The sequence below is a fragment of the Bacillus sp. BPN334 genome (assembly GCF_008368885.1).
Classification (GTDB): Bacteria; Bacillota; Bacilli; order Bacillales; family Bacillaceae_G; genus Bacillus_A; species Bacillus_A wiedmannii.
Genome location: NZ_QOZW01000018.1, coordinates 108292 through 134843 on the forward strand (window position 1 = coordinate 108292; position 26552 = coordinate 134843).

Genomic DNA, 26552 nt, shown 5'->3' on the forward strand with positions numbered 1-26552 from the left:
TTCACTTTATAAAAAAATTACAAACTCGTATATACGAGTGTTGACTAACTTATATATACGAGTTAATATGTAATTGTAAACGGTATCAAAAATAGAAAAGAGGGACGGGAATATGGGGAAAGACTATCGTAAAACAGCAGAGGAAGTGTTGCAGTATATTGGTGGGAGAGACAATATTGAACAAGCTGCGCACTGTGTAACGAGGCTCCGTATCGCTTTAAAAGATGAAAGTAAAATAGATAACGATAAATTGCAGTCTGTTTCATTAGTGAAGGGAGCGTTTCATAACGCTGGGGTATTTCAAATTGTAATCGGTCCAGGAGATGTTGATCGAGTATATGCTGAATTGATAACGCTTGCAGGTATGAAGGAAGCGACAGTAGCTGACGTGAAAGACTCTGGAAACCAAAAGTTAAACCCAGTTCAAAAGTTTGTAAAAGTATTTTCAGATGTATTTATGCCGATATTACCAGCGATCGTAACAGCTGGTTTACTAATGGGAATTAACAATCTATTAGGGGCGAAGGACTTATTTTTTGAAGGTAAAAATTTATTAGATGTATATCCAAACTTAAGTGGGCTTTGGGATTTAATTAATATGATGGCGAATACAGCATTCGTATTCTTACCAGCACTTGTCGGTTGGTCAGCAACGAAGCGTTTTGGTGGTAGTCCGATATTAGGGATCGTTATGGGATTAATGCTTGTGCATCCAGCCTTATTAAACGCGTGGGATTATGGTAAAGCAGCAACTGGTTTAGATGGACAAAAGATTGAGTACTTCGATATTTTAGGATTATTTCAAATTGAAAAGGTAGGGTATCAAGGTCAAATTCTACCCGTTTTAGTAGCAGCATTCGTACTAAGTAAAGTGGAAATCTTCTTAAAGAAACATGTACCAAATGCAATTCAATTATTAGTTGTACCAATTACAACGATTGTCGTAACAGGTGTGTTAGCATTAGGAATTATTGGTCCAGTTACACGTCATATTGGAGATTTATTAACAGTTGGATTAGTAGGTGTATATGAAACAGTACCAGTAGTTGGAGCAGTATTGTTTGGAGCATTATATGCACCGCTTGTAATTACAGGTATGCATCATATGTTTATTGCTATCGACTTACAATTAATTGCACAGCACGGTGGTACATTCATTTGGCCAATGATTGCTCTTTCTAACATTGCGCAAGGTAGTGCGGCACTTGCGATGTTCTGGATTTCTAAAAATCAAAATGATAAAAGTATGGCATCTACATCAGCAATTTCAGCATATTTCGGTATTACAGAGCCAGCTATGTTTGGTGTAAACTTACGAAATAAATTCCCGTTCTATGCAGCGATTATAGGATCGGCTGTGGCAGCGATATTCATTACGTTAAATGGTGTATTAGCACCTGCTATCGGAATTGGCGGATTACCAGCATTTATTTCTATCATTCCGAAATCGATTCCAATATTTATTGTAGGAATGATTATCGCTGTTGTAATCCCATTTACGTTAACATGGTTATTTGCAAAACGAGTAAAACAGAAGTAGGAGGAAGTTAAACATGAAGGATTGGCATAAAAGTGTAGTTTATCAAATTTATCCGAAGAGCTTTAATAGCTATTACAATAAAGAAACCGGTGATATAAAAGGGGTTACAGAGAAACTAGATTATTTAAAAGAACTCGGAGTAGATTATATTTGGTTAACACCGATATACCAATCACCACAAAATGATAATGGATACGATGTAAGTGATTACTACAGTATTGATCCATCTTACGGAACGATGGAAGAGTTTGAAGAGCTTTTAGAAGAAGCAAGGGCACGTAATATTGAAATTATGCTGGATATCGTGGTAAATCATAGTTCCACGGAGCATAAGTGGTTTAAGGAAGCGAAGGAAGATAAAAATAGTCCATATCGTAATTACTATATTTGGCGTGATGAAAAAAATAATTGGCAATCTAAGTTTGGCGGGTCTGCTTGGAAATATGATGAGAAGACAGAGCAATATTTTTTACATCTATTTGATGAGACGCAAGCGGATTTAAATTGGGAAAATGAAAAACTTCGTGAAGAAGTATATGATATGATGCGTTTTTGGCTTGATAAAGGGGTAACTGGATTCCGATTAGATGTTATTAATTTAATTTCAAAAGATCAACAGTTCTTAAATGATGATGGAAGTACGGCGACAAGCGATGGGCGTAAATATTATACAGATGGCCCGCGCGTTCATGAATATTTACAAGAGATGAGCCGAAATGTTTTTGAAGGGAAAGATGTAATTACAGTTGGAGAAATGTCATCTACGACAATTGATAATTGTATTAAATATTCAAACCCTGAGCGTAATGAATTAAGTATGACGTTTAGTTTCCATCATTTAAAAGTAGATTATCCGAATGGAGATAAGTGGACGCAAGCTGATTTTGATTTCATTAAATTAAAAGAGATTATGTCTAATTGGCAAATTGAAATGCAAAAGGGCGGAGGCTGGAATGCGTTGTTCTGGTGTAATCATGACCAACCTCGCATAGTGTCACGCTTCGGTGATGATAGAAAGTACCGAAATGAATCGGCGAAAATGTTAGCGACAGCTATGCATATGTTGCAAGGAACACCTTACATTTATCAAGGCGAAGAAATCGGTATGACGAATCCTAAATTCGAGTCCATCGAGCAATATCGCGATGTGGAATCGTTAAATATACACGATATAAAGCGAGAAGAAGGATTATCAAAAGAAGAGATTATCGGGATTTTAAAACAAAAATCTCGTGACAACTCTCGTACTCCGATGCAGTGGAATGAAGAGATGAACAGTGGTTTTACAACAAGTACACCTTGGATTTCAGTGGCTGAAAACTTTACAGAAATAAACGTAGAGAAGGCATTAGAAGATAAAGAGTCTGTATTTTATCATTATAAAAAGTTAATAGAACTTAGAAAAACGTATGATGTAATTACAGAAGGAGAATATGCTATTTTAGATGAAAATCATCTTAAGGTTTGGGCATATACACGTACTGTAAATGAAGAGGTATTACTTGTTATCAACAACTTCTATGGAGAAGAAATAACGTATTCTGCACCAGTGGATGTTCAATTGGATGGAATGAAACAAGAAATATTATTATCAAATTACAAAGATTCAAGTAAAGAGATTACCAATCTTAACTTAAGACCGTATGAGTCAATTGTATATCGTTATATGAAATAAAAAGGTTGGATGCCGGCGGGCATCCAACCTTTTTATTTTAAAACGCCGCTATATAAAATCTTTACTTCTACTTCCGGTTTAAATTTTACTTTTGCATAATCTTTATTCCAATTTTTTTTCTTCCATAAGTCAGGATGATATGCGATAAGATGTCTTCCGATACCGAAAGCATCACAATTTGCTTTTTGTAACCTGTTCGTTATTTGTTTTGCTTCTTTTGTAAGTTGTTTAGATAATTTTTCATTTAATTTTTTTCTTTCTTCCATTTTGTAAATATTATCTCTTGGAGCCTCAAGGGCTATAACTTTTAGTTGAAGCTTAATGTGAGCATATACATTTCCTTTTCTATCTGTTGTTATTTTTAAGTCTCGCTTTAACTTTCGATTACTAACTTCCATTGTTAAATAATCAGATGTCTTCTCTGATTCATCGCTAGTAAGTTTTTGGGTTATACGGGCACTTGTTCCCATTTTTCCGGTTAATAATACGAATAAAATAGATTGTTTCAAAGGTAAATGCCCAGTTAATTTATCATTGTTAAATAAAGCTAACCCGTTTGTAATTACTTCTTTTCCTTTTATTTTTATAGAAGGGAGGGTAAAGTCTTTACCGGGATCTAACATTTTTGTAGCAGCTGTTTCTAAAGTTTCTTTTGGAAATACACTCATATCTTCTAAGCTTTTCACTTTTTTCTTTAGAAAATCTCCAATTAGTAAATTTCCTACCTTCTTTTTTTCTAGTATCTCGGATGTTTCACCATCTACTGCAATAAGTTTTACTAAAGCAGTTGGGTTTGTTGGGTCCCGAAAGCTGACATCTAAATAGGGGAGTATACCTTTTTTTAGAATTTTGGTTCCTAGTAATTGAACACCATATTTAAAATAGCGAATATTCCCAGTCACATTTTTTTTTAGGGCATCGCTTGTATCCCTTATGTTATGCCCGTTTGCTGAATGTATTTCATTCTCGAATGAAGATTGCTCTCCGCTTGAACTTTTTACGAGTTCAAGCGTTTGCTGAAGTTTATTTTCTTCCGTAATATCATATCCAATGCTATAAGCTAATCTCGCTTCTCTTAATGGTTCTTGATCCCAACAGCCAGAAAGGAATGCACTAGTACATAATATAAAAAGTAATTTAACTCTTTTTTGGAACATACTGTTCTCCTTTCTTATTCCTTATTACTGAATAAAGTAGAAATAAAAGAGGGAGGACAACTATGAAAATATACGTGAACTTATCAGTAAAAGTTGCAATTACTTTTAATTCTTCAGGTGTATCTATAAATAGGGCTACACTAAAAGCAATAATACCAACGATTGGAACAGCCTTTTTATGATTAGCCAGATTGAAGATATGTCCAATTCCTATAGAAGCAGCACAGTAATAACTAGCAATAGAAGCTACAACAGTTATCATCCATATTGGGATGAATAGTAAATCGGTTCGGTCTATAATCCCAATATGTAGAGAACGCAATAAGTAAGCAACTGGCTCTGGAATAAGTTCAACTTGTTTTGGACTAAATACGATAAAGCAAATCCAAACAGTAAAAGTATAAAAAAGAGTTACAAATCCATTAGCGATAGAAATTGCTTTCAGTTTTGCCACAGAACTCCCGTTTACTTTTGGGAAAGCGATAAGAATAATCTCAAAACCATACATAGCTGTAATGGTTTCTTTTGATGCTTGAATAATATTCCACCATCCGGCTTCTGTAATTGGAAAAATGTAAGAAAAATCAGCTCGTGTAAGCCCTAGGGCAATTAAAAGAGCCATTGGTAAAATGAGAATAGAAGCCATGACGTAAAACCGTACGATGACTTTGAACGTATTATAAGCTATGTAACAACAAGCTATTGTAAATAGCATGAGGGTGGCATACCAAGGAGTTGCTTGTAATATCCAAACTTTAATGACATTACAAGCATTTAACATAACCGTCATACCGATAAGGGTAAAATAAAAAACATAAGCAAAACCTAATAGTTTTCCAAAATTATTCCCAAATAGCATACAAACACTTTCATACATATCTGCATCAGGAAATCGTTTTAAGAAAAGCCACATAAGTAAAATAATAAGTTGAATTGCAAGACCAGCGATGAGAGCAGAAATCAATCCGCCACCTTTCGCTATTGGGTGAAGACGGTTTGGTAGAGAAAGTATACCAACTCCGATTTGGCATTGAATAACGAAAAAGGTAAATTGAACCAGTGAAATTTTACTTTGCGTGTTTGTCACCGTTCTCATCCTCTCTCGTTACATGTTGTCGTTGCATTTTTTTCGGTTTTGAATCATGTGGTCGTTCCCAAAACGACCAAATTGGTAGTCGTACAAAAGAGTCTTTCATATCTTTTATCCGCATCGGAGCAACAGGAGAAAGATATGGGGTATGAAATGAATGTAACTGGCATAAATGAACGAAAGTTATAATGAGACCGAATGATATTCCTACATAGCCGAATATGGCAGCAAGGAGCATTAACGGAAAACGAAGAATCCGAACTGCGGAACTCATATCATTTGATGGAACAAGAAAAGATGAGATTGCAGTTAAAGCTACAACGATAATCATTGTATAAGAAACGAGACCGGCTTTTACAATTGCATCACCAATTACTAAACCACCTACAATACCGATTGTTTGTCCAACTCGGCTCGGCAAGCGAATACCAGCTTCCCGTAATAATTCAAAGATTAATTCCATTAAGAGAGCTTCAAAAATAGGAGGAAGTGGCACTTTTTCTAATGAAGCTTTAATCGTATAAACAAGTTCGAGCGGCAACACATCAGGATGAAAAGCAACTGTTGCGATATATATAGCGGGCAAGAGAAAGGCAATCAAGAAACTGACTAAGCGAATCATTCGGATGAAAGAACCGACAATCCAGCGGTTATTATAATCATCTGGTGATTGATAGAAAGCAAATAACGTAACAGGAACGATAAGTGCAGTTGGATCTCCATCAGATAAAATAGCAACTCGTCCTTCCATTAAATTTGCTGCGACTCTATCTGGACGCTCTGTATTTAATTGTTGCGGAAAGGGTGAGAAAGACGTATCCTCTATAAATTCTTGTATATATCCTGGAGGCATAAGTGCATCTGTCTTAATCGTTTCTAACCTTCTTTTTACTTCTGTAACTAGATCGTCATTAGCTATGTTTTGCATATAAGCAATTGCCACTTTCGTATGCATTTCTTCACCGAGTGTGAAATATTTAACGACGACATGTGGACTTTTTATGAGTTTACGAATAGAAGCTAAATTGGTTGCTAAATCTTCTACGAAACCAGTATGCGGTCCACGGACAATCCCTTCATTATCAGGTTCTGTTATATCTCTCTTTAAAGATAGAGCTGTTTCGAAAATACAAAAACTGTCGACGTGTTCATGAAAATATAAAGATTTACCTTGTAATAAAAGCTGCACACCATAATTTAAATTTGTTTCTTTTTTCATATTTAATGTGGAAAAAGCTTTATCTAAAGACAGATCCGATCGAGTTAATAATGGTTCAAGAGCTAATTGATGAATTAAATTTGGGTCTGCTAAAGATTCGATATATATAATTGTTCCTTTTCCATTTTGAAAAGGGATATCTAATTTTTTTATATCGTCCGAATGGGAAAGTTTGTTTTCAATGTAATTAATGTTCTCCGGAAGTGATGGAAACATATGCTTTTGATTTTTACTCTCTTGTTGTTCTTTAGGCTCTGTCATAATTTCCACCTCTTTTAGAATAAAGTCACTTCAGTTAATTTTTGTTGTTTGTGAGAAATTTATGCTTGGATTATTCGGGGGGGAGATTGAAAATTCTGTTTTTTATCTTCTATACTTAAAGAAAATGAAAATTAGGAGAATGGGAAGGAAGCGTATATTAGATTGGCGATATTAATATATATCTTTTGTACTATAGGAGGGTAAACCTAGCGGCACATATAATTACATCATTCGATGAATAGGAAATTTAAGAAAAGCGATTTATAATAATAGTATTGTGTCTTGCCTTTTTAGGTGCAGTACACAGCCGGTGATTGGCTAGTGGAGGTTCTTCCATTTTGCCAGTGCCGGTTTTTTATTGGATAATAGAGAAAATGAAGTTTTATAAAGAAAGAAGGGGTTGTTTTGAAGGATGTAAATTTTATTTTTATAAGAGAAAAGATTGCTAGTTCTTATCTTTATTTTATTTCTTTTCTTGGTTTGATTACTATAACTATATCTTTACTTGAAATTAAAATCCCTTCTCATTCAACAATACTAATATTGTTATTAATATTTATGGGGATTTCAGAGTATTTTCCTGTACGATTTTGGAGAGGAACGAGCTCGCTTACCTTTCCCATAATTTACGCTATGAGTTGGCAGTTTGGAATCCATATAACTATTATTGCTATTGTACTCGTAACGTTAATTATTCACCTGCATCGTCGTTCACCAATACAAAGAATGTTATTTAATAGTACTCAGCATGCGCTTAGCTTGATCTTGGCCGAATGGTTTTCAAATAAATGTATGCACTTATTAATTAACAATATAGATATGTCAGTTCTGTATGAAAATTTAATACCTTTGTTATTATTTTGCGTGTTTTTTTGTTTTTTCAACAACCGCTTTTACGATTTGTTAATGATACTCCTTCCACAGCCATATTCAATCTATCAGTGGTATAAAAAAACTGTAACGGTATTCCTTTGCGAAACTTTTGGTTTCTCTTATGCGGCCTTGATGCATGTATTAATTAGTAAATATAGTGTGGAAGTAAATGAGATTACAGTACTTTTTTTCTTTTTTCCACTTGTAGCAATTTCAGTTATTAGCTCTTTTTCTGTACGGATAAGGATGGAGAAGGAACGATTATATGAGCTGTTTCTTATTACGACAGAAATTAGTCGTGGACTAACCGGAGGGAACCTGAAACATATTAAACAAGCACTTAAAGGTTTTTTTGGCATACAAGCATATGGAATATGGACAAAAGATGATGGAAACTGGAATCTTCTATTAAAAGATGGGAAAGTCCGTCTTGATATTTCTGATCATTCGGAAAAGTTTGAGGGAATCTCTAAAAATCTTGTGTTTAATGATTGGAAAACTGGTACGGCTCCTGGAGATGAAATATTTGATAGTGTCATACGCTCCCTTGTATATTTTCCTCTTATTGTAAATGATGAACTAGTCGGAATGTTTGTTGCAGGGAAAAGTAGAACTGCGGGTTTTTTCCCGGAAGATGTACAGTCTTTAGCTACGTTTTCTAATCAATTAGCTAACGTAGTTAAAACAAGGATATTGATTTCTGAACAGGAAAAAAGAATGATTTTAGAAGAAAGAAATAGAATCGCACGCGAAATTCACGATGGTATTGCGCAAACATTGGCAGGGGTGATATATCAACTAGAATCCGCGCAGAAAAAATATCGTGATAAACCAATAGATATGCAACAAATAGTAGAGAAAAGTATAAAAGATTTAAGAGGAAGCTTAGGAGAAGTTCGCTATTCTATTTATGCTTTAAAACCATATCCGACACAACAATTAGGGCTAAAGCAGGCGATAGCAAGTAAAATAAAGTCTTTAAAACAAGAATATGAACTAGATATTACATATCATGAAAGAGGTCATGCACGTGCGCTTAGCTTTTCAAAAGAAAGAGCTATTTTTGATACATTACAAGAGAGTTTGCAAAACATTGTAAAACATGCACAAGCAGACAAGACTGATGTTTTACTTAGCTATCAAAGTGAGCACGTGCTTTTAAGGGTTAAGGATAATGGGGTTGGTTTTTCACTATTTGAGTCTATGGTTAAAACGAAGAATGAGCCACATTATGGTATATTACATATGAATGAACAAGCTGAACAATTAGGGGCTACTTTACAGATTGATAGTTCTGTAGGGAAAGGGACAGAAATTACACTATTAATTCCAGATTCACAAACAAGGGGTGCGTAAAATGATTAAAATATTAGTAGTGGATGATCATGCTTTTTTACGAGACGCAATTCGGAGCATACTAGAGGATGAATCTGATATGAACGTGGTTGGAGAAGCTAGCTCTGGGGACGGAGTATTGGAAAAAGTAGAAGAATGCAGACCAGATTGTATTTTGATGGATATTAATCTTCCTGGGAAAAATGGTATTGAAGCTACAGAGTTGGTGAAAAAAAATTATCCGAATTGCCGAGTACTTGTGTTTACAATGTATGAGCATGATGAGTATTTAATGGATGCACTCCAAGCTGGTGCTGATGGGTATTTATTGAAAGATTCATCATCGGAGCAGGTAGTAGCAGCAATTCGGATGTTATATCGAGGCGATTCAGTTATTCATCCGCGTATGACTAAAAAATTAATTACATATCATCAGCAAAAAATGAAAGTAGAATCAAATGAAAATGAACTGACGGAACGTGAAAAGGAAATTCTCTTTGAATTAGTAAAAGGACTTAGTAATAAAGAAATTGCTGAAGCTCTGTATATTAGTGATAAAACAGTTAAAATTCACATCAATAAAATTTTTAAAAAACTAAATGTGAAAAGTCGGTCGCAAGCGGTGATTTATGCTGTTCGAAATCAATTGGTTCCGTTGGATTAAATAAGAGATGTTTAAAAGAACTATCGTGTTTCTTTATTCTATATTACAAAGAATAAAGAGCAAGATAGTTCTTTTGTACTATGTAGACATAGAATCATTAGAAAAAAGATACGCCTTTCGTTTAATTTTCAGAAAAGTTAGAATGTGGAATAATAAAAATAGAATTATTGCTTAAAGCTACTAATAATTCATGTTGTAAATCATTGTAGTTGGAAACAATTTATGGGGGCTTTTATAGAAAGAAGATTAGAAGTGTGGGGATGGCGGTAGTAGTGTTGGAGATTTTGGATCCTTTTAAATAGATCCAAGGTTGATAGAATTGCCAATGCTACATAGGAGCTCAGAAGATTTATTTTAGAAAAAATAATTTTAATAATAAGGAGATGCGCTATGAAGAAGGGGAAATTCGGAAGAATACTTATCGGAACGCTAACTGTTGGTATGTTAATGTCTCAAGGAATTCCATATAACGTATTGGCAGAAGAAGTAAATACATCTACTTTAACTGGAATTGATGATGCAAGTTCTATATTGAAAGGACTTACAAAGGAACAACGTAATGCTTTAAAAACACTAGATACAAAACCTGGTTTTGTTATTTCACCAGGCATTAATACAGCAAGTCCTGATAATGTGAATGTGATTGTAGAATTTAAGCAAGCACCTAGCAAAATCGAGATGTTAAAACAAGCAGCTAAAGGGAAAAAAATAGCTCTTTCAACTGCAGAACAAAAGGTGGAAGCATCGCATAAAGGATTTAAAACTGAGCTTGAACAGCTTCAAAAAAAGAAAGATAAGGGGCCGGATTTTAAAACTGCCAAAATAACAAGAGAATATAAGAATGCTTTTAATGGTGTGGCAATGTCGTTACCTGCGAATATGATCGAAGATTTAGTTCGCACTGGTATTGTTAAGCGTGTATGGGAAGATCGTGAGGTCAAAATTGATTTACCGAAAGAAACAGCTAAGACGGCTGCCGAACCCAAAATGGCAGATAGTGTACCACAAATTGGTGTGGACAAGCTGCATGATGAAAAAATAACAGGAAAAGGAATTAAGGTAGGTGTACTGGACACAGGTATTGATTATAACCACCCTGATTTAAAAGATGCTTATAAAGGGTATCGTGCAAAGCAAGGTGAAGATGCAAACAAAATAGATCCGAACTCAATAAAAGGATGGGATTTTGTTAATAATGATGCTGATCCAATGGAGACAACGTATAAGGATTGGCAAAATTCTGGAGGATATCCTGAAATTTATGATGGAAGTGCATACTATACATCCCACGGTACTCATGTAGCTGGGACAATTGCTGCAGACAAAAAGAATAGTGTGGATTATGCAGTTACGGGAGTCGCTCCGGATGTAGATTTATATTCATATCGTGTATTAGGTCCATATGGAAGTGGACAAACAAGCGGTATTCTTGCTGCGATTGATAAAGCAGTGAAAGACGATATGGACGTTATCAATTTATCATTAGGTGCGTCTATTAATGATCCTTTATATCCTACTTCTATTGCAGTAAACAATGCGACGTTAGCTGGTGTTGTTACAGTAGTAGCGGCAGGTAATAGTGGTCCAGAAGAAGGTACCCTTGGATCACCTAGTGCAGCAGCACTTCCAATTACAGTTGGAGCAAGTGACGCTGCGATGACTATCCCGACATTTTCCGCCGATGCAGCTGATTTACATGTGAATAAAATGATGCTACTTGGAAAAAGCTTTACTGATAAGATTGAAGATTTGAAAGGTCAATCATTATCTGTTGTATATACAGGTCTTGGGAAAATAGATGATTTTAAAGGGAAAGATGTACAAGGAAAGTTAGCGCTCATCCAGCGCGGTGAGATTACATTCGATGAAAAAATTAAAAATGCTAAGGAAGCAGGTGCAAAGGCGGTAATTGTATATAACAATGTAGATGGTGAAATTACAAGTTACCTTGGGGAAAGTACTTCATCTATTCCATCGTTCCGCTTAACAAAGGCAGATGGTGAGAAATTGCAAGCAAAAGCTGTCCAAGGAGATGTCTCTTTAACATTTGGAGAACTGAGTAACACAAAAACAGAAGGAGATCACTTAGCTGATTTCAGCTCTCGCGGTCCTGCAAGTAAAACAGATGATATTAAGCCGGATATTGTAGCGCCAGGTGTTTCTATTTTCTCAACTGTTCCTGAATATATTAATGATCCAAAGGATGGAGAAAATTATCCGGTAGCGTATGGACGTATGTCAGGTACATCTATGGCAACTCCTCATACAGCGGGGGTGGCGGCACTCATTTTACAAGAACATCCAAACTATAGTCCGTTTGAAGTAAAAGAAGCGCTTATGAATACTGCAGTTGACTTAAAAGAGGCACGCTCTGTATTTGAGGTAGGATCAGGCCGAATTGATGCGTATCGTGCAGTTCATGCAGATACAGCTATCGAGGTTATCGATAAAACATCAAACGTTGTAAATGATGAAGAAGTAGAAATTGAAGAAAAAACAGGGTCTATTGCATTCGGGTATAAAAACCAATTGGGAAATGGACCTATTAAAGATAGTCGAAAAGTCTTAATTAAGAACAGCAATAAAACAGACGAGAAAGAGTTTAAATTAGAAGTAGAGTTTTCACCAACAAGTGTAGGTGTGCAAGAGGCAGCGAAGAATGGTGTGAAGCTGAACGTACAAGATTCTATTAAAGTAGCTCCTAGTACATCAGGGGAAATTAGCCCTGAAATTATCATTCCAGAAAACGCTGAATTTGGTAGATATGAGGGATATATTCATATTTCAAATAAAAAAAATGAAAAAGAAGTATATCAAGTGCCATTTGCAGTTAAATTCACAGAAAAAGGAATTGAATCTGTAGATTTGCTGAGAGATGCAATGGCAACAGATACATCTAACTTCCATCCATTTATGGAAAGGCCGAGTTCACCGCTGACATTTAAATTGAACAGTCCACTTGAAACTATCGATGCAGTGGTGAAGGATCGAAAAACAGGAAAGGCATTAGGAATTGTGGGGACAATTAATGCTAGCAGTCTAACACCAAATATTGAATATATCATGTTCGATGGTATGGGTGGCTATGTATTCCCGTTTACAGGAGATCCAAATCATCCAATTGGAGACAAGCGAGTTACGTTGCCTGATGGAGATTACCAACTTGATTTCATTGGATATGACAAAGAAGGGAAACCTTATACAAAAGGAGATAGCGTAATTATTGATAATATCAAACCTGAAATGAAATTTACCGATGTAAAACCTGGCGTTCATGAGGTAAATGAATCTATGTTCAAAGAAGAAGATGGTCAGCGTGCATTATGGGTACATGGTAACATTTATGATTCTACGATAGATGTATTAAAGGCAAAAGGCCTTCAGTATGACCAAAAAACTAATGAAATTGTATATTACCAAAACTCTGCTTTTCCGTCAGGTTGGTTGAATACAATTCAAGCCAATGGTGATTTTAAATTTGGTGTACTTCCAGAGGAAATCAATGAACCGCTTAATTTAAGGTTATTTGGATATGATCTTGCAACTGCATCAAATATGGCAAATGGATTTAAAGATTATGTCTTTGTTAAAGAGGGAACGGAATACGCTGTCCCAAGCTATGACAAGGATAAAGTTAAACTAGGAGAAAAAATTACATTAACTTTAAATCTTAATAATGTGAAACAACTTATGTCAGGTACATTTGAGATTCCTTATAGTAAACAGTTGTTTAAATTTGTAGATGTTAAACCAAACCCAGCACTTGCAGAATATGCAAAACAACATGGATTAAATATTAAATTAGAAGATCCAGTGATAAATGAAGAAGGAAACTGGGAAAACAAGGTGAAAGTTGGTGCATCTTTAGAAGGAACAGAATTTAAAGGTCTAGATGGAGACGCACCATTTGTAGATGTTACATTTGAGATGACGAGTGACGAGTATTTTAATAATTTAACAGCATTTGGAGTAGATAAATTCTCTTATACAAAAACAGGTGCATCAGAAGGCGTTGAGATTCCTGTGTTTAAAGATAAATCCTTTTCTATTATTTCGAAACATGCAATGGTTACAGGATATATTGGACCAGAAGCTTTCTTAACTGAAGAGGGGTATTTAGGTAAGAATGACTACACAAAACTAGGAGCAAAAGTGTATGCAGTTGGTAAGGATGGAAAGAAATATACAGGAACGGTTGATGATAATGGGCAATTTGAAATTCATAGTGTTCCCGTAAGTGATACAGAATATAATATTTTCGTAGAAATGCCAGGTCATTTAAATAGTAAATTAACTACAAAAATAGGGAAAATGCAGGATGGAGAATTAGTGGGACAAAACTTTAGAGCTGATATGGATGACAGCCTTGCAGGTGATGTAAACGGCGATAAAATGGTAGATATTCAAGATGCTAGAATAGCAGCTCTTTCATATGAAAAAGGAAAAGTGGCTGTAAAAGATGGAGATGTCAATCAAGATGGTGTTGTAAATGAAACAGATATTCGTTTTATTGAGAAGAATTTCTTGAAAAAGGGTCCAGATGCCAAAGAAAATCAGAAACCGAAAGAAAATGTAGGGCCAGTGACGTTAGATAAAATCTTACGTTCCATTGGATTAGAGCCAAAAAAATAAGTGGGCACAATTCTAGAGTAAACTAAGTGATAAAACAATGAGTATAGAATTAAATAGGATTTACTAACAATGGACCGGTAATGATTCGATGTAACATTACCGGCTATTCTTAAAGTGATAGTTATTTGTATACATGAAGTAAATAGTTTAACGTTGGTTAGGTTTCGTTATGGGGAATATTATTTGTTTAATTAGTATTGTTTGTGGGATGGAAATAAGGTTTGGAGTTTGAACTTTAAAAATAGGGGGACTTGTGAAATGAGTATTAAGAAAAAACTTGGTATGGGTGTTGTAACTGCAGGGCTTGGTTTATCTTTAATTGGCGGGGGGACATATGCGTATTTTAGTGATAAGGAAGTATCACAAAACACGTTTGCAGCGGGTACTTTAGATTTGAGTGTTAATCCTGAAGTTGTTATTAATGTCGACAATATTAAACCAGGTGATGAAATGGAACGCGGTTTTCAATTAGTTAACAAAGGAACTTTAGCGATAGGAGACGTGAAACTTCTTACAGATTATAGTGTAATCGATGCTAAAGGAGATAATGGAAGTGCTGATTTGGGTGATCATATCCGTGTCGATTTCTTATGGAATTTGGATAAAAATGAGGTTCCAATTTGGTCTACTACATTATCTGAATTAAAGGTAGCTACGCAAAACGGAAGTATTCCTGATCTTGTACAAAAAGGTGTTGTAGACCGAGAAGGAAATGGACTTGCTCCTGGTAATGATGATACTTTCTATGTAATGTTCACATTTGTAGATAGCAATGAAGAGCAAAATGTATTTCAAGGAGATTCATTAAAATTAAATTGGACTTTCAATTCAATGCAGACAAAAGGTGAAGAGAGATAAAGATAAATGTTATATATAAGAATAAATTGATGAAGAATTGAGAAATAAAATTTTTAATAGTGTAAGGGTTGATTTAGTGAATCAACCTTTTTTGTGTTTTGAGAGAACATTATGCTTGGATTATTTGAAAAAAAATAAGCTTGAAAGTTACGTTACGTCATCTTTTATACTTAAGGAAACAAGGAGTAGAGGGATGGTGTATATAATTTTGAAAAGTATGTGGGGATGGAAAGAAATTTTATATTTATTTGTGTTTGTATTTATTATTGTTCCAGTAACTGTTGAATCTCTTTTTTATGACTATGCTTTAAAAATAATAGGGAACTCATTATATGCTGGAGTATTAATGGGATTTATAATGGCAGTGATATTTACTACTGTAGTTTATCTTTTTTGTATAAAAAGATATAAGCTCTCGTGGAGAGATATTGGAATTCGGAAGCTTTCATGGAAAGATTTCTTATGGACATTTGGAGCGGTTATTTTCTTAATTGTAGTTAGTATTGCTGTATTAATGATAATGGAGAAAATGGGTATTTCTTTTGAAAATAGTAAAACGGAAACGGTCCAAAATGATAAATCAATATATTCATTCTGTATCGCGGTAATTGGAGCAGCAGTTATATCACCAATCTATGAAGAGATTTTGTATCGAGGGGTTTTTTATACGTTTTTTCGTGATAAATATGGTATATGGGGCGGAGTGCTTATAAGTTCCATAATATTTACCGTTGTTCATATTCCAACATATAACACATTACCAGTGAATTTTTTTAGTGGAGTAGTATTTGCGTGGTTATATGAGAAAACAAATTCTATTTTATCAGCTATGATTGCCCACGCATTATTCAATTTTATAGCAGTATTTCTCACATTTATGTCGAATTAAGAAGATATATAGGAGGGATACATATGGAAATAGCTGTAGAACGTGTTTTTACGAAAGAGATCTTAAGAAGAGCGGCAAAGGCATTTCATGTAACAGTGGAAGAGAAGCCGCTTGGAGATTTTGAAAATTATATTTTTAAGGCGAAGGGAGATAATGATGAGGACTATGTATTACGTTTAACGCATTCTTCGCATCGTTCTAAAAAAGAAGTTGAAGCTGAACTAGATTTTTTACGATATGTTGCGGAGCATGGGGCAAAGGTAGCAGGACCTCTTAACTCAACTTCTCAAAATCTTGTAGAAGAAATTGGAGCGGAAGATAGCACTTTCTTTTTTGCTTCTTTATTTACATATGCAAAAGGTGAGCAAGTAAAAGGGGAAGGATCGCCTTATTGGGGAGATGATTATTTTGAAGCATGGGGAAAAGCGATTGGACAACTGCATCGCCTAACAATGAGCTATCCTAAAACAGACTATCGTGATACGTGGGAAGAAGACGAAAGTGGGATTGTTAATGAATTAGAAGATGATCAAGTGAAAAAGATTGCAGCGGTATTAATGGATGAAATAAAGGTTCTTCCAATTGAAAGAGAAACGTTCGGCCTTATGCACGGTGATATCCATCCCGGTAATTTTCATTATGATGGTAAAGAGCTAACAATCTTTGATTTTGATGATGCGGCTTATAATTACTTTATACATGATTTAGCGATGGTTCTCTATTACTCTGTTCTATTTATACCATGGACAGCGGAAGAGAAGACAGACTTTGCTCGTAAACAGCTACAAGTGTTACGAAAAGGCTATGAGCATGAGCACAGACTGGCGGATAGTTGGTATGAATCGTTACCGTTGTTTTTACGTCTACGTGATGTTGGTTTATACGGTACACTTCAAAAGAAGTTTAAGGGGAAAGATATGCCAGATAACTTCCGAGAATTATCAGAAGAGCTATATGAAAGAATTATAAAAAGAGAAGCAATTGTGAATATATAATACATTTAATTCGAAACAAAGTATATAAAACAAATATATACTTTGTTTTTTTATACAAAAATATGTTTACTTTATTAAAATAATATTGTCCTAGATTCAGTATACACTTATAATTTTATATATATTCTGAATATTCTTTATAAAGAAGGAGGGGGAATGTTGGAAGCTTTCGTGAATTGGTTAAATAATATTGTTTGGAGTCCAGCACTTGTTTATTTATGTTTAGGAGTAGGTTTATATTTTTCCATTCGAACGAGGTTTTTACAAGTAAGGCATGTAGGAGAAATGGTGAAGCTGACATTTCAAGGTGAAAAATCAGAGGCTGGTGTTTCTTCATTTCAAGCGTTAGCGCTTTCGTTATCAGGACGCGTTGGGACGGGGAATATAGCTGGGGTAGCAACAGCGGTTGCCTTCGGTGGACCAGGAGCTGTATTTTGGATGTGGGCAGTGGCCTTTTTAGGAGCAGGATCAGCTTATATAGAATCTACATTAGCGCAAATATATAAGACGAAACATCAAGGACAGTTTCGTGGTGGACCTGCTTATTACATTGAAAAAGGTTTAGGTGTGAAATGGTATGCATTAGTATTCGTTGCAGCGACAATTCTTGCAACGGGGCTTTTACTGCCAGGTGTGCAGGCAAATAGTATTGCTGTAAGTTTAGAAACAGCTTTTGGAATTAACACTACCGTATCAGGGGCTTTATTAGTTGTTGTACTAGCTATTATCATCTTCGGTGGTGTAAAGCGAATTGTTAACGTTGCACAAGTTGTCGTACCGTTTATGGCAGTTGGTTATATTTTAGTAGCTTGCGTTATTGTTGCTATGAATATTGAAAAGTTGCCAGAAGCATTTATGCTAATTATAAGAAGTGCTTTTGCATTAGAAGCGGCTTTCGGTGGTATTATCGGTTTAGCAATTTCTTGGGGAGTAAAACGAGGTATTTATTCCAATGAAGCAGGGCAAGGAACTGGACCACATGCAGCAGCTGCTGCGGAAGTATCACATCCAGCTAAGCAAGGTTTAGTGCAAGCATTTTCCGTTTACATTGATACATTATTTGTTTGTTCAGCAACAGCATTTATGATGATTATTACAGGCATGTATAACGTATTTGATGCAAGCGGAAAAAACTTTATCGTAAATAAATTAAATGGTGCTCAGCCAGGACCGGGATATACACAGGCAGCGGTAGAATCTGTTTTCCCTGGATTTGGAAACGGTTTCGTTGCAATTTCGTTACTATTCTTTGCATTTACAACAATTATGGCATATTACTACATTGCAGAAACGAATATTGCGTACTTAAATCGTGATAAAGACCGCCCTTGGCTGTCTATGATATTAAAATTTGTATTTTTAGGAGCTGTATTCTACGGCTGTATAAAAACAGCAGCAACGGCGTGGGCGTTAGGTGACATCGGTGTAGGAATTATGGCATGGGTAAATATCATTGCGATTTTATTATTACAAAAACCTGCATTAGTCGCATTAAAGGATTATGAAAAGCAGAAAAAAGAAGGAAAAGATCCAGTATTCGATCCAGGGCCATTAGGAATTAAAAATGCTGATTTCTGGGAGCATGAATACGGAAAAGATAAGAAAGAAGAAGTATCTTAATAGAATAGAAGTGAAAAAGCAAAGGGAAAATCCCTTTGCTTTTTTTATGGACAAAATGAGGATGGAAGTTATTTTTTTTTCTATTTTTGAATATAAAAAGAATGTACATGCTTTGTTAGTGGAAGGGGGGAGTATGTTGATAGAGTTTCGTAATGTAAATAAATATTATGGAAATTTTCAAGTTTTAAAAGATATTAATGTGCAAGTGAAAAAAGGTGAGGTGGTAGTAGTTGTTGGGCCTTCAGGATCAGGAAAAAGCACGTTGCTTCGGTGTATAAATCAGCTAGAGACAATTACAGATGGAGAGTTAATTGTACAAAATACAGAGGTACACAATGTCAAAACAGATATGAATGAATTACGCCGAAATATCGGGATGGTCTTTCAACATTTTTATTTATATCCACATAAAACGGTTCTTCAAAATATTACACTAGCACCTATTAAAGTAAATAAAGTTTCAAAAGAGGAAGCTGAGCAAACAGCGATGTTTTATTTAGAGAAAGTAGGAATTCCGGAGAAGGCTAGTGTATACCCGCATCAATTATCCGGAGGACAACAGCAAAGGGTAGCGATCGCTAGGGGGCTCGCAATGCAGCCGAAAATTATGCTATTCGATGAGCCTACGTCTGCTCTTGATCCAGAGATGATCGGGGAAGTACTTGATGTTATGAAGACGCTAGCTAAAGAAGGGATGACGATGGTCGTTGTCACGCATGAAATGGGGTTCGCGCGAGAAGTAGCAGATCGGATTTTATTTATGGATGATGGCAAAATCATTGAGGATACAACACCGGCGCAATTTTTTGCAAGTCCTGAACAAGAAAGAGCGCGTCTATTTTTAAGAAGAGTGTTAAATCATTAAAGGAGGAATTTTATGCTTAAAATGAAAAAGTTGTTTACGTTAATCGTATTCTTATGTTTATTCGTACTTGTCGTGGCCGGGTGCGGAAGTAAAAAAGATGAGGCGAAAGAAACGAATACGAAGCAAGGCGGGGCTGTTGAGCAAATTAAAAAGCGCGGGAAACTAGTAGTTGGAGTGAAGAATGATACGAACTTATTTGGCTTGAAAAATCCTTCGACAGGGGAGGTAGAAGGATTTGATGTTGATATCGCAAAGGCGCTTGCGAAAAAAATTCTTGGAGATGAAAAGAAACTAGAATTAAAAGAAGTAACGTCTAAAACGCGTATTCCACTACTGAAAAATGGTGATATTGATGCAATTATCGCAACAATGACAATTACGGAGGAGCGTAAAAAAGAAGTAGATTTTTCAGATGTATATTTTAAAGCAGGGCAATCATTACTTGTGAAAAAAGGAAGCGATATTAAAAGTATTGATGATGTGAAAAAGGGTGTGAAAGTGTTAGCTGTAAAAGGTTCAACGTCTACAAATAATATTCGTCAAAAGTCACCAGAAGCGACTGTATTAGAATTTGAAAATTATAGTGAGGCATTTACGGCGTTAAAAGCAGGGAAAGGCGATGTTTTAACGACAGATAATGCAATTCTTTACGGCATGGCAAAACAAGATTCAAATTATGAAGTTGTAGGGAAAATTTTTACGGATGAACCGTACGGAATTGCAGTGCAAAAAGGTGCAGGTGATTTAACGAAAGAGATTAATAGCTTGCTAAAAGATATGAAGGCGAACGGGGAGTACGACAAATTGTATGAGAAATGGATTGGGCAAAAGCAAGAGTAGTAAAGTGATATTTTAATGAGCGGAGCTGTATTCCCATTGATAAATAGTAAGAGGATGAGGGACGCTCATCCTCTTCTTGTAAAGAAAGAGGGGAGAATATGTGCCTGATTTTTCTATATTAACGAATAACATTGATATGTATTTAGAAGGCTTTAAATATACAGTGATGTCTAGTGTAATTGCATTAATAGGAAGCTTTATTTTAGGAGTAATTTTGGCTGTAATGCGTATTTCACCTATTCGTATTTTAAATTGGATAGGGTCAGCTTTTGTGGAGTTTGTAAGAAATATTCCACTCGTATTAATTGCATTTATATTTTATTTCGCTTTACCTGTAATAGGAATTACTTTAAATGGTTTTGTAGCAGGAACAGTTACGCTTACTGTATATACGGCAGCGTTTATTGCGGAAGTCATTCGCGCTGGTATTTTATCCGTTGCAAAAGGGCAAATGGAAGCAGCACGGTCTTCAGGATTAACGTATGTACAGGGAATGTATTATGTAGTCTTACCTCAAGCGATGAAAATCGTAATCCCTCCTCTAGGAAATCAATTTCTCAATTTAGTAAAAAACTCTTCCATACTCGGAATTATCGCGGGTACTGATTTAATGTATCAAGGAGATTTAATTTCAACGAAGACTTTTGTTACGTTCGATGTGTATATATTTGTCGGGATGTTTTATTTAATATTAACAATTCCGCTCAGTATGCTAGTGCGTTATTTAGAAAAACGCTTAGCAAAGGAGGCGGTGTAAATGGATTTTAAGGGAGCAATTACAGGAGATCATATTCTGTTTTTATTAAAAGGATTACTTATAACGTTAGAGGTAGCGCTCGTAGCAATTGTACTTAGCTTTATTATTGGTAGTGTAATAGGAATATTGCGCTACATGAAAATACCTGTCGTCTCACAAATATTAGGAATTATTGTTGAAGTAATTCGAAATTTACCACTACTTTTAATTATATTTTTCACGTATTTTGCACTTCCAGAAGCAGGCTTAAAATTAGAAATTATAACAGCTGTAATTGTTGCCTTAACAATATTTGAAGCAGCAATGATATCTGAAATTGTTCGAAGTGGTTTATTATCTATTGAAAAAGGGCAGATTGAGGCTGCAAGATCTTCAGGATTAACGTATGTTCAAGCGCTTTGGCATATTATTTTACCACAAGCATTAAGAAGAATGGTCCCGCCGCTTGTTAGTCAGTTTATTTCATTGCTGAAAGATACATCATTAGCAGTTGCTATATCACTGCCAGAGCTTATGCATAATGCTCAAATTATTAGCGGACAGAATGTAAATTATATGATTCCAACGTTTATAGTAGTAGCTTGTATGTACTTTATCGTAAACTATAGTTTATCAATTTTATCGAGAAGATTAGAACTTCGTTAACCTTTACAATATATGTAAAGGTTTTTCCTTGTTTAACCTTATTTTCCTCTAATTAGAATCTAAAACTCGCGATAATTCGATTTTTTATATTATTTTATCAGAAAAGTTTTAATTTTATATAGAAATTGTAATCGCTTTCGTGTATATTTTTATTATCAGAAAATTTTAACAAGATATAGGGGTATCGGTAGGGGGAGGATTTAGATGCAGCAACCAACGAATGAGAAATTACATCGTACGATGAAGAGTAGACATTTATTTATGATCGCACTAGGTGGTGTAATCGGGACTGGTTTTTTCTTAGGTTCAGGTTACACCATTAATCAGGCTGGACCAGGGGGAGCCATCCTTTCCTATTTAGTGGGCGGATTTATTATGTATTTAACAATGCTTTGTCTTGGAGAGCTAACGGTAGCAATGCCGGTTTCAGGTTCTTTCCAAAAGTATGCGACGAAGTTTATTGGACCAGGAACGGGCTTTATGATCGGCTGGCTATATTGGCTTGGCTGGGCAGTAACGGTAGGTTTAGAATTAACGTCAATTGGTTTAATGATGAAAAGATGGTTTCCGAATGTTGATGTTTGGGTATGGTGTCTCGTATTCGGAGTTATTTTATATGCTTCAAATGCAATATCAGCGAAGAGTTATGCTGAATTAGAGTTTTGGTTCTCTAGTATTAAAGTAGTTACAATTCTTGCATTTGTTGTTCTTGGTGGTAGTGCATTATTAGGATTTATATCATATGACGGAAAAGAAGCAGCACCTCTTTTCTCTAACTTTGTAAGCGATGGCGGATTATTCCCGAATGGACTAGCTGCCGTATTACTTACAATGATTACAGTTAACTTCTCGTTCCAAGGAACAGAGTTAATCGGGATTGCAGCGGGAGAAAGTGAAAATCCAGAAAAAACAATTCCACGTGCGATCCGTAATACAGTATGGCGCATTATGTTATTCTTCATTTTAACAATGACGATTTTAGTAGGATTGATTTCTTGGAAAGAAGCAGGGGTAATTGAAAGTCCATTCGTAGTGGTATTTGATAAAATCGGTATTCCATATGCAGCTGATATTATGAACTTCGTTATTATTACAGCGTTACTATCTGTAGCGAATTCAGGATTATATGCGGCAACTCGTATATTATGGTCACTTGCAAATGAAGGAATGGCACCAACTTCTTTCAAGAAAGTAAATAAACGTGGCATTCCAATTACAGCACTAGTTGTAACGATTGCGGTAGCTGGTCTTTCTTTATTCACAAGTTTCCTTGCAGAAGATACAGTATACATGTACTTATTATCTATAGCTGGTTTATCCGCTGTTTCAAGTTGGATCATTATTGCTCTATCTCAACTTCGCTTTAGAAGTCAGTATATAAAAGGTGGAGGAAAGTTAGAGGACTTAAAGTATAGAACACCGTTATATCCAATTGTTCCTATTTTAGCTTTAATTACAAATAGTATCGTTGTTATTAGTTTAGCGTTTATTCCAGAACAAAGAATGGCGTTATACTGTGGTATTCCATTTATCATTTTCTGCTATATATATTATTATATGAGTAAGAAACGGAAGAAGCCGATGAAAGTGGAGATGGAAGCCAAGTATGAAAATAAAAATTAAGCATGATGATATAGAGGCAGATTTATCGTATGGTCCATTAGCGATTGGAAAAGAAAATGGGTATTCTCCGTTACAATTACTCGTTTCTTCTATCGCAGGATGTAGTGCAATTGTCTTTCAAACAATTTTAGAAAAGAAACGTATTATATACGATACGTTTACAATCGAAACGGAAATTGGTAGAAGTGAAGCTTTATCAAAACCAGTTGAAAGTGTTCATTTGCACTATAAAATTAAAGCGCAAAACATTACAGAAGAGCAGTTGGACAAAGCACTGCAACTTGCAGTGAAAAATTGCACGATTGTTCAATCTGTAAAAGATAGTATAAAGGTTACGGAAACAATTGAACTAATAAAGTGAAACATAAAAACGTGAGAATACGGCTCTCACGTTTTTATGTTTTTAATAAAGGGGGAAATATGATGGAATGTTTAGGGTGTAAATTAGCAAGCGGAGAGGAAAAAATATATAAAGTATATGAAGATGAGTATGTAACATGCTTTTTAGATCATGAACCTTTCTATCCAGGACATACTTTAATTGTGCCAAAGCAGCATGTTGTAGAAGTGGACGAATTAGATGATGTTATAGCGAAAGCAATTATGGATGCTTCTAAGTTGATTGCAAAAGCGATTAAATCATTATATAAACCAGACGGAATTACGATTTGTCAAAATGGTGGAGTATTTAACGAGCTAACACACTACCATATGCATGTCGTACCAAGATATAAAGGGCGCTCATTTGCTGAGTTTTATACGGTACAATCGGGAGAAAAGAAGAATTATAATTTTGAAGAGACAAAGAATTTGTTAAAAGAAGCGATAGAGCAAATACTGCTTACTAAAAAGGCGTAAGAGGAATGTTCTTAAGGGAACAGTCAGGAAAATTCTAATAAACAAAAGCTCAATTTCTCAGTTAAAATAGAGAAATTGGGCTTTTGTTTATTCTATTATTAAATTTTATATATAAAAAGATTATGCAGTGTCACAAAGTATATCGCCCATTCGTTATATAGAGTGAGAGGAGGAATTATATGAAAGTCACAAACAACGATTATGAAAAGATGGAAGGGCTATATGAGTTGTACGAACAAAAAATTTATTATGTAGCGTATTCTATTTTAAATAATATTCAGCAGGCTGAAGATGCGGTTCAAGAGACGTTTATTACACTTTATAAGAACTTGGAAAAGCTCCATAGCTTGAGCACTGAAGAGCTTAAACGTTACATTTTGAGGGTCGTGAAAAACAAGGCGATTGATAGTTACCGGAAAAATAAACGACATGAAACATTTTTAGAAGAATATGAAAGAGAATCAATAGAAGCGGTAGATGAAAATATTGAAGAGTGGGAAAAACGTAAAATGTCTGAGGTTCAAATTGATACATTGCTAACAGAATTAAGTGAATCTAACAGACAGGTGTTTAAGTATAAAGTCTTCTATAACTTAACGTATCAAGAGATTTCAAGTGTTATGGGAATAACCGAGGTTAATGTCCGCAAGCAGTTTGAACGCGCTCGAAAACGAATCCAAAATATGATAGGAGGTATACAACATGACGAATTCAAAGAACTCCAAAGAAATATATGAACTTGCTGAAAAAATTGCTTTAGATGATTTTGATAAACTCGAAGAAAGACATGAATTTTCACATACATATACGCGCAAAAGGAAATTGTTTATGGAGGAAATGAAGCTGAAAGATGGACAACCGCAGAAAAAGCGTAAAAGACATCGTATGTTAATCGCTGCTGCTTGCTTATTAATCGGCATGCCGACAACCGTTTTTGGAGCAGTGAAAGTCTATAATATGATTGTTCAAAAACAAAATTATGAAGTAAATGTTTCGGTAACAAACAAGGATTCGAAAAAGGCTGGTAAGTGGTATAAATTGAAAATCGATAAATTACCAGAAAATATGGAGGCAATTGATGACTCTGCTATGAAATATTCGTTTAAAGATAACTACGCAATGGGTGGATTTTCATTCGCACTTTGGAGAGTAGGGGAGAATTCAGATTTTCCAACTCTGTACTCGAAAAGTTATGAAGAAAAAGAGATAAATGGTAAGAAGGCAGTAATTGTCCATAGAGAAACTGGTAATAAAGATTTAATGTTTAATAGAGTGATTTTTCTCTATTTTGAGGAAGAGGGAATTATGTTACAAAGTTATATTGGAAACGATATAAACGAAGAGCAAATGATAGATGTGTTAGGGAGCATTTCACTTGAGCCCACGTCAAAAGAAAAGTCATCACATATAAGCGATTATGATAAAAAGTATTTTAGCCAAGAAGGTAAAACAACTAAGGTGATTCCTTTGAAAAAAGATAGCAAACGACTATTTCATATAGGGCAAAAGGTTCCAGTAACGATATCTATGGATCAGAGCCAAATTGAATATGTGATAGAAAAAGTTGAAACTTTTGATTCAATCAAAGATTTTAAGCAAGAAAACTTTAATGAAATGGGATTAGGAAGACTAAGCGAGAATCAAGCTTTGGATCAAGCGGGACAATTGATACCATATAGACGGGATGAATATAAAGTTGGAAATGGTAAAGATTCAATTGATACATTAGTAGAGTCAAAATTAATTCATCCTAAATTTGTCTACCTGACAACAACAGTGAAAAATATTGGTAAACAGGCGACAGAAGAAATCTATATGACTCCATCCATACAAGTGCTTAAAGGTAAAGGTAATGTATGGAATTACGCTGAAAGAGATGGAATTGCGGAAAAAAATATTATGACGGGCGAAGTCGATTATTTAGAACCTCACGGAGATGGAAAAAGCTTTTACAATATTGGTAGTATCCTACCTGGCCAAACGATGAAAGTTAATTTAGGTTATTTTGTGGATGAGGATAAACTAGATTCAATTTTCCTTGATGCTTTCCGTTACAGTGGTTTTAGTGGAACTGAGAATATGAATTCGAAAAATCGTTGGTGGTTTGACATTCGTCAATAATAAAACAATAGGAACAACGGGACGAAAAAAGCTGC

At 35.1% G+C, this 26552-nt stretch carries 21 protein-coding genes; 18 read left to right on the top strand and 3 right to left on the bottom strand.

Translation table 11 applies throughout. The features are described from left to right. The first annotated feature begins 112 nt into the window (after window positions 1–112). Both treP and treC read left to right on the top strand, forming a co-directional pair. Entirely contained in the window at window positions 113–1540 is a 1428-nt protein-coding gene (gene treP / locus DN393_RS25190) for a PTS system trehalose-specific EIIBC component (RefSeq protein ID WP_098110859.1), read from the top strand. A gap of 13 nt (window positions 1541–1553) precedes the next feature. Next, window positions 1554–3215: an alpha,alpha-phosphotrehalase gene (gene treC, locus DN393_RS25195; RefSeq protein WP_098110860.1), complete on the top strand. Its 1662-nt coding sequence runs from the start codon at window positions 1554–1556 to the stop codon at window positions 3213–3215. Between the two features lie 32 nt (window positions 3216–3247). Here the strand turns inward: treC and gerKC are convergent, their stop codons facing one another. The 3 genes from gerKC to gerKA are packed head-to-tail and all read right to left on the bottom strand — an operon-like array spanning window position 3248 to window position 6942. Further along, the gene (gene gerKC, locus DN393_RS25200) at window positions 3248–4372 is read right to left on the bottom strand and encodes a spore germination protein GerKC (protein WP_064477098.1); all 1125 of its coding nucleotides are present in this window, start codon (window positions 4370–4372) and stop codon (window positions 3248–3250) included. Further along, complete coding sequence (locus tag DN393_RS25205) at window positions 4353–5459, bottom strand: GerAB/ArcD/ProY family transporter (protein ID WP_064477097.1); 1107 nt, start codon at window positions 5457–5459, stop codon at window positions 4353–4355. The genes gerKC and DN393_RS25205 overlap by 20 nt, the downstream gene beginning before the upstream one ends. Then, window positions 5440–6942, bottom strand: a complete 1503-nt coding sequence (gene gerKA / locus DN393_RS25210) for a spore germination protein GerKA (protein ID WP_098110862.1) — start codon at window positions 6940–6942, stop codon at window positions 5440–5442. Before gerKA ends, DN393_RS25205 begins: the two co-directional genes overlap by 20 nt. 405 nt (window positions 6943–7347) lie before the next feature. On the opposite strand from gerKA, the gene DN393_RS25215 reads away from it, so the two are divergent. The 16 genes from DN393_RS25215 to DN393_RS25290 all read left to right on the top strand — a co-directional run bounded on the left by DN393_RS25215 (window position 7348) and on the right by DN393_RS25290 (window position 26517). After that, window positions 7348–9171: a GAF domain-containing sensor histidine kinase gene (locus tag DN393_RS25215; RefSeq protein ID WP_098110863.1), complete on the top strand. Its 1824-nt coding sequence runs from the start codon at window positions 7348–7350 to the stop codon at window positions 9169–9171. Window position 9172: 1 nt separating this feature from the next. Then, on the top strand, window positions 9173–9814 hold the full coding sequence (locus DN393_RS25220; protein ID WP_000590680.1) for a response regulator: 642 nt from the start codon (window positions 9173–9175) through the stop codon (window positions 9812–9814). Window positions 9815–10204: 390 nt separating this feature from the next. Beyond that, window positions 10205–14446, top strand: coding sequence for a S8 family serine peptidase (locus tag DN393_RS25225; RefSeq protein ID WP_149174056.1), 4242 nt, complete (start codon window positions 10205–10207; stop codon window positions 14444–14446). Window positions 14447–14704: 258 nt separating this feature from the next. Beyond that, window positions 14705–15304 (top strand): TasA family protein, encoded by a 600-nt coding sequence (locus DN393_RS25230; protein ID WP_088046976.1) that lies wholly within the window; start codon window positions 14705–14707, stop codon window positions 15302–15304. A gap of 202 nt (window positions 15305–15506) precedes the next feature. Beyond that, window positions 15507–16193 carry a CPBP family intramembrane glutamic endopeptidase gene (locus DN393_RS25235; protein WP_088047004.1) on the top strand — a complete coding sequence of 229 codons (687 nt, stop codon included), beginning with the start codon at window positions 15507–15509 and terminating at the stop codon, window positions 16191–16193. Between the two features lie 23 nt (window positions 16194–16216). Next, window positions 16217–17188 (top strand): phosphotransferase enzyme family protein, encoded by a 972-nt coding sequence (locus DN393_RS25240; RefSeq protein ID WP_088046975.1) that lies wholly within the window; start codon window positions 16217–16219, stop codon window positions 17186–17188. A 159-nt stretch (window positions 17189–17347) separates the two neighbouring features. Continuing rightward, window positions 17348–18808: an alanine/glycine:cation symporter family protein gene (locus tag DN393_RS25245; RefSeq protein ID WP_098103386.1), complete on the top strand. Its 1461-nt coding sequence runs from the start codon at window positions 17348–17350 to the stop codon at window positions 18806–18808. After that, on the top strand, window positions 18753–19673 hold the full coding sequence (locus DN393_RS25250; RefSeq protein ID WP_142289314.1) for an amino acid ABC transporter ATP-binding protein: 921 nt from the start codon (window positions 18753–18755) through the stop codon (window positions 19671–19673). Before DN393_RS25245 ends, DN393_RS25250 begins: the two co-directional genes overlap by 56 nt. A gap of 12 nt (window positions 19674–19685) precedes the next feature. Then, window positions 19686–20513 (top strand): glutamine ABC transporter substrate-binding protein GlnH, encoded by an 828-nt coding sequence (gene glnH, locus DN393_RS25255; RefSeq protein WP_064477090.1) that lies wholly within the window; start codon window positions 19686–19688, stop codon window positions 20511–20513. A 100-nt stretch (window positions 20514–20613) separates the two neighbouring features. Continuing rightward, window positions 20614–21270, top strand: coding sequence for an amino acid ABC transporter permease (locus DN393_RS25260; RefSeq protein WP_064477089.1), 657 nt, complete (start codon window positions 20614–20616; stop codon window positions 21268–21270). After that, a complete protein-coding gene (locus tag DN393_RS25265; RefSeq protein ID WP_064477088.1) occupies window positions 21271–21915 on the top strand; it encodes an amino acid ABC transporter permease in 645 nt (214 codons plus the stop codon). A 204-nt stretch (window positions 21916–22119) separates the two neighbouring features. After that, complete coding sequence (locus tag DN393_RS25270) at window positions 22120–23538, top strand: amino acid permease (RefSeq protein ID WP_064477087.1); 1419 nt, start codon at window positions 22120–22122, stop codon at window positions 23536–23538. Beyond that, on the top strand, window positions 23522–23899 hold the full coding sequence (locus DN393_RS25275; protein WP_064477086.1) for an OsmC family protein: 378 nt from the start codon (window positions 23522–23524) through the stop codon (window positions 23897–23899). The genes DN393_RS25270 and DN393_RS25275 overlap by 17 nt, the downstream gene beginning before the upstream one ends. Before the next feature lie 11 nt (window positions 23900–23910). Further along, window positions 23911–24396 (top strand): HIT family protein, encoded by a 486-nt coding sequence (locus tag DN393_RS25280; protein WP_098110870.1) that lies wholly within the window; start codon window positions 23911–23913, stop codon window positions 24394–24396. 179 nt (window positions 24397–24575) lie between these two features. Then, complete coding sequence (locus DN393_RS25285) at window positions 24576–25133, top strand: RNA polymerase sigma factor (protein WP_064477084.1); 558 nt, start codon at window positions 24576–24578, stop codon at window positions 25131–25133. Further along, on the top strand, window positions 25099–26517 hold the full coding sequence (locus DN393_RS25290; protein ID WP_064477083.1) for a hypothetical protein: 1419 nt from the start codon (window positions 25099–25101) through the stop codon (window positions 26515–26517). The genes DN393_RS25285 and DN393_RS25290 overlap by 35 nt, the downstream gene beginning before the upstream one ends. The last annotated feature ends 35 nt before the right edge of the window (window positions 26518–26552 follow it).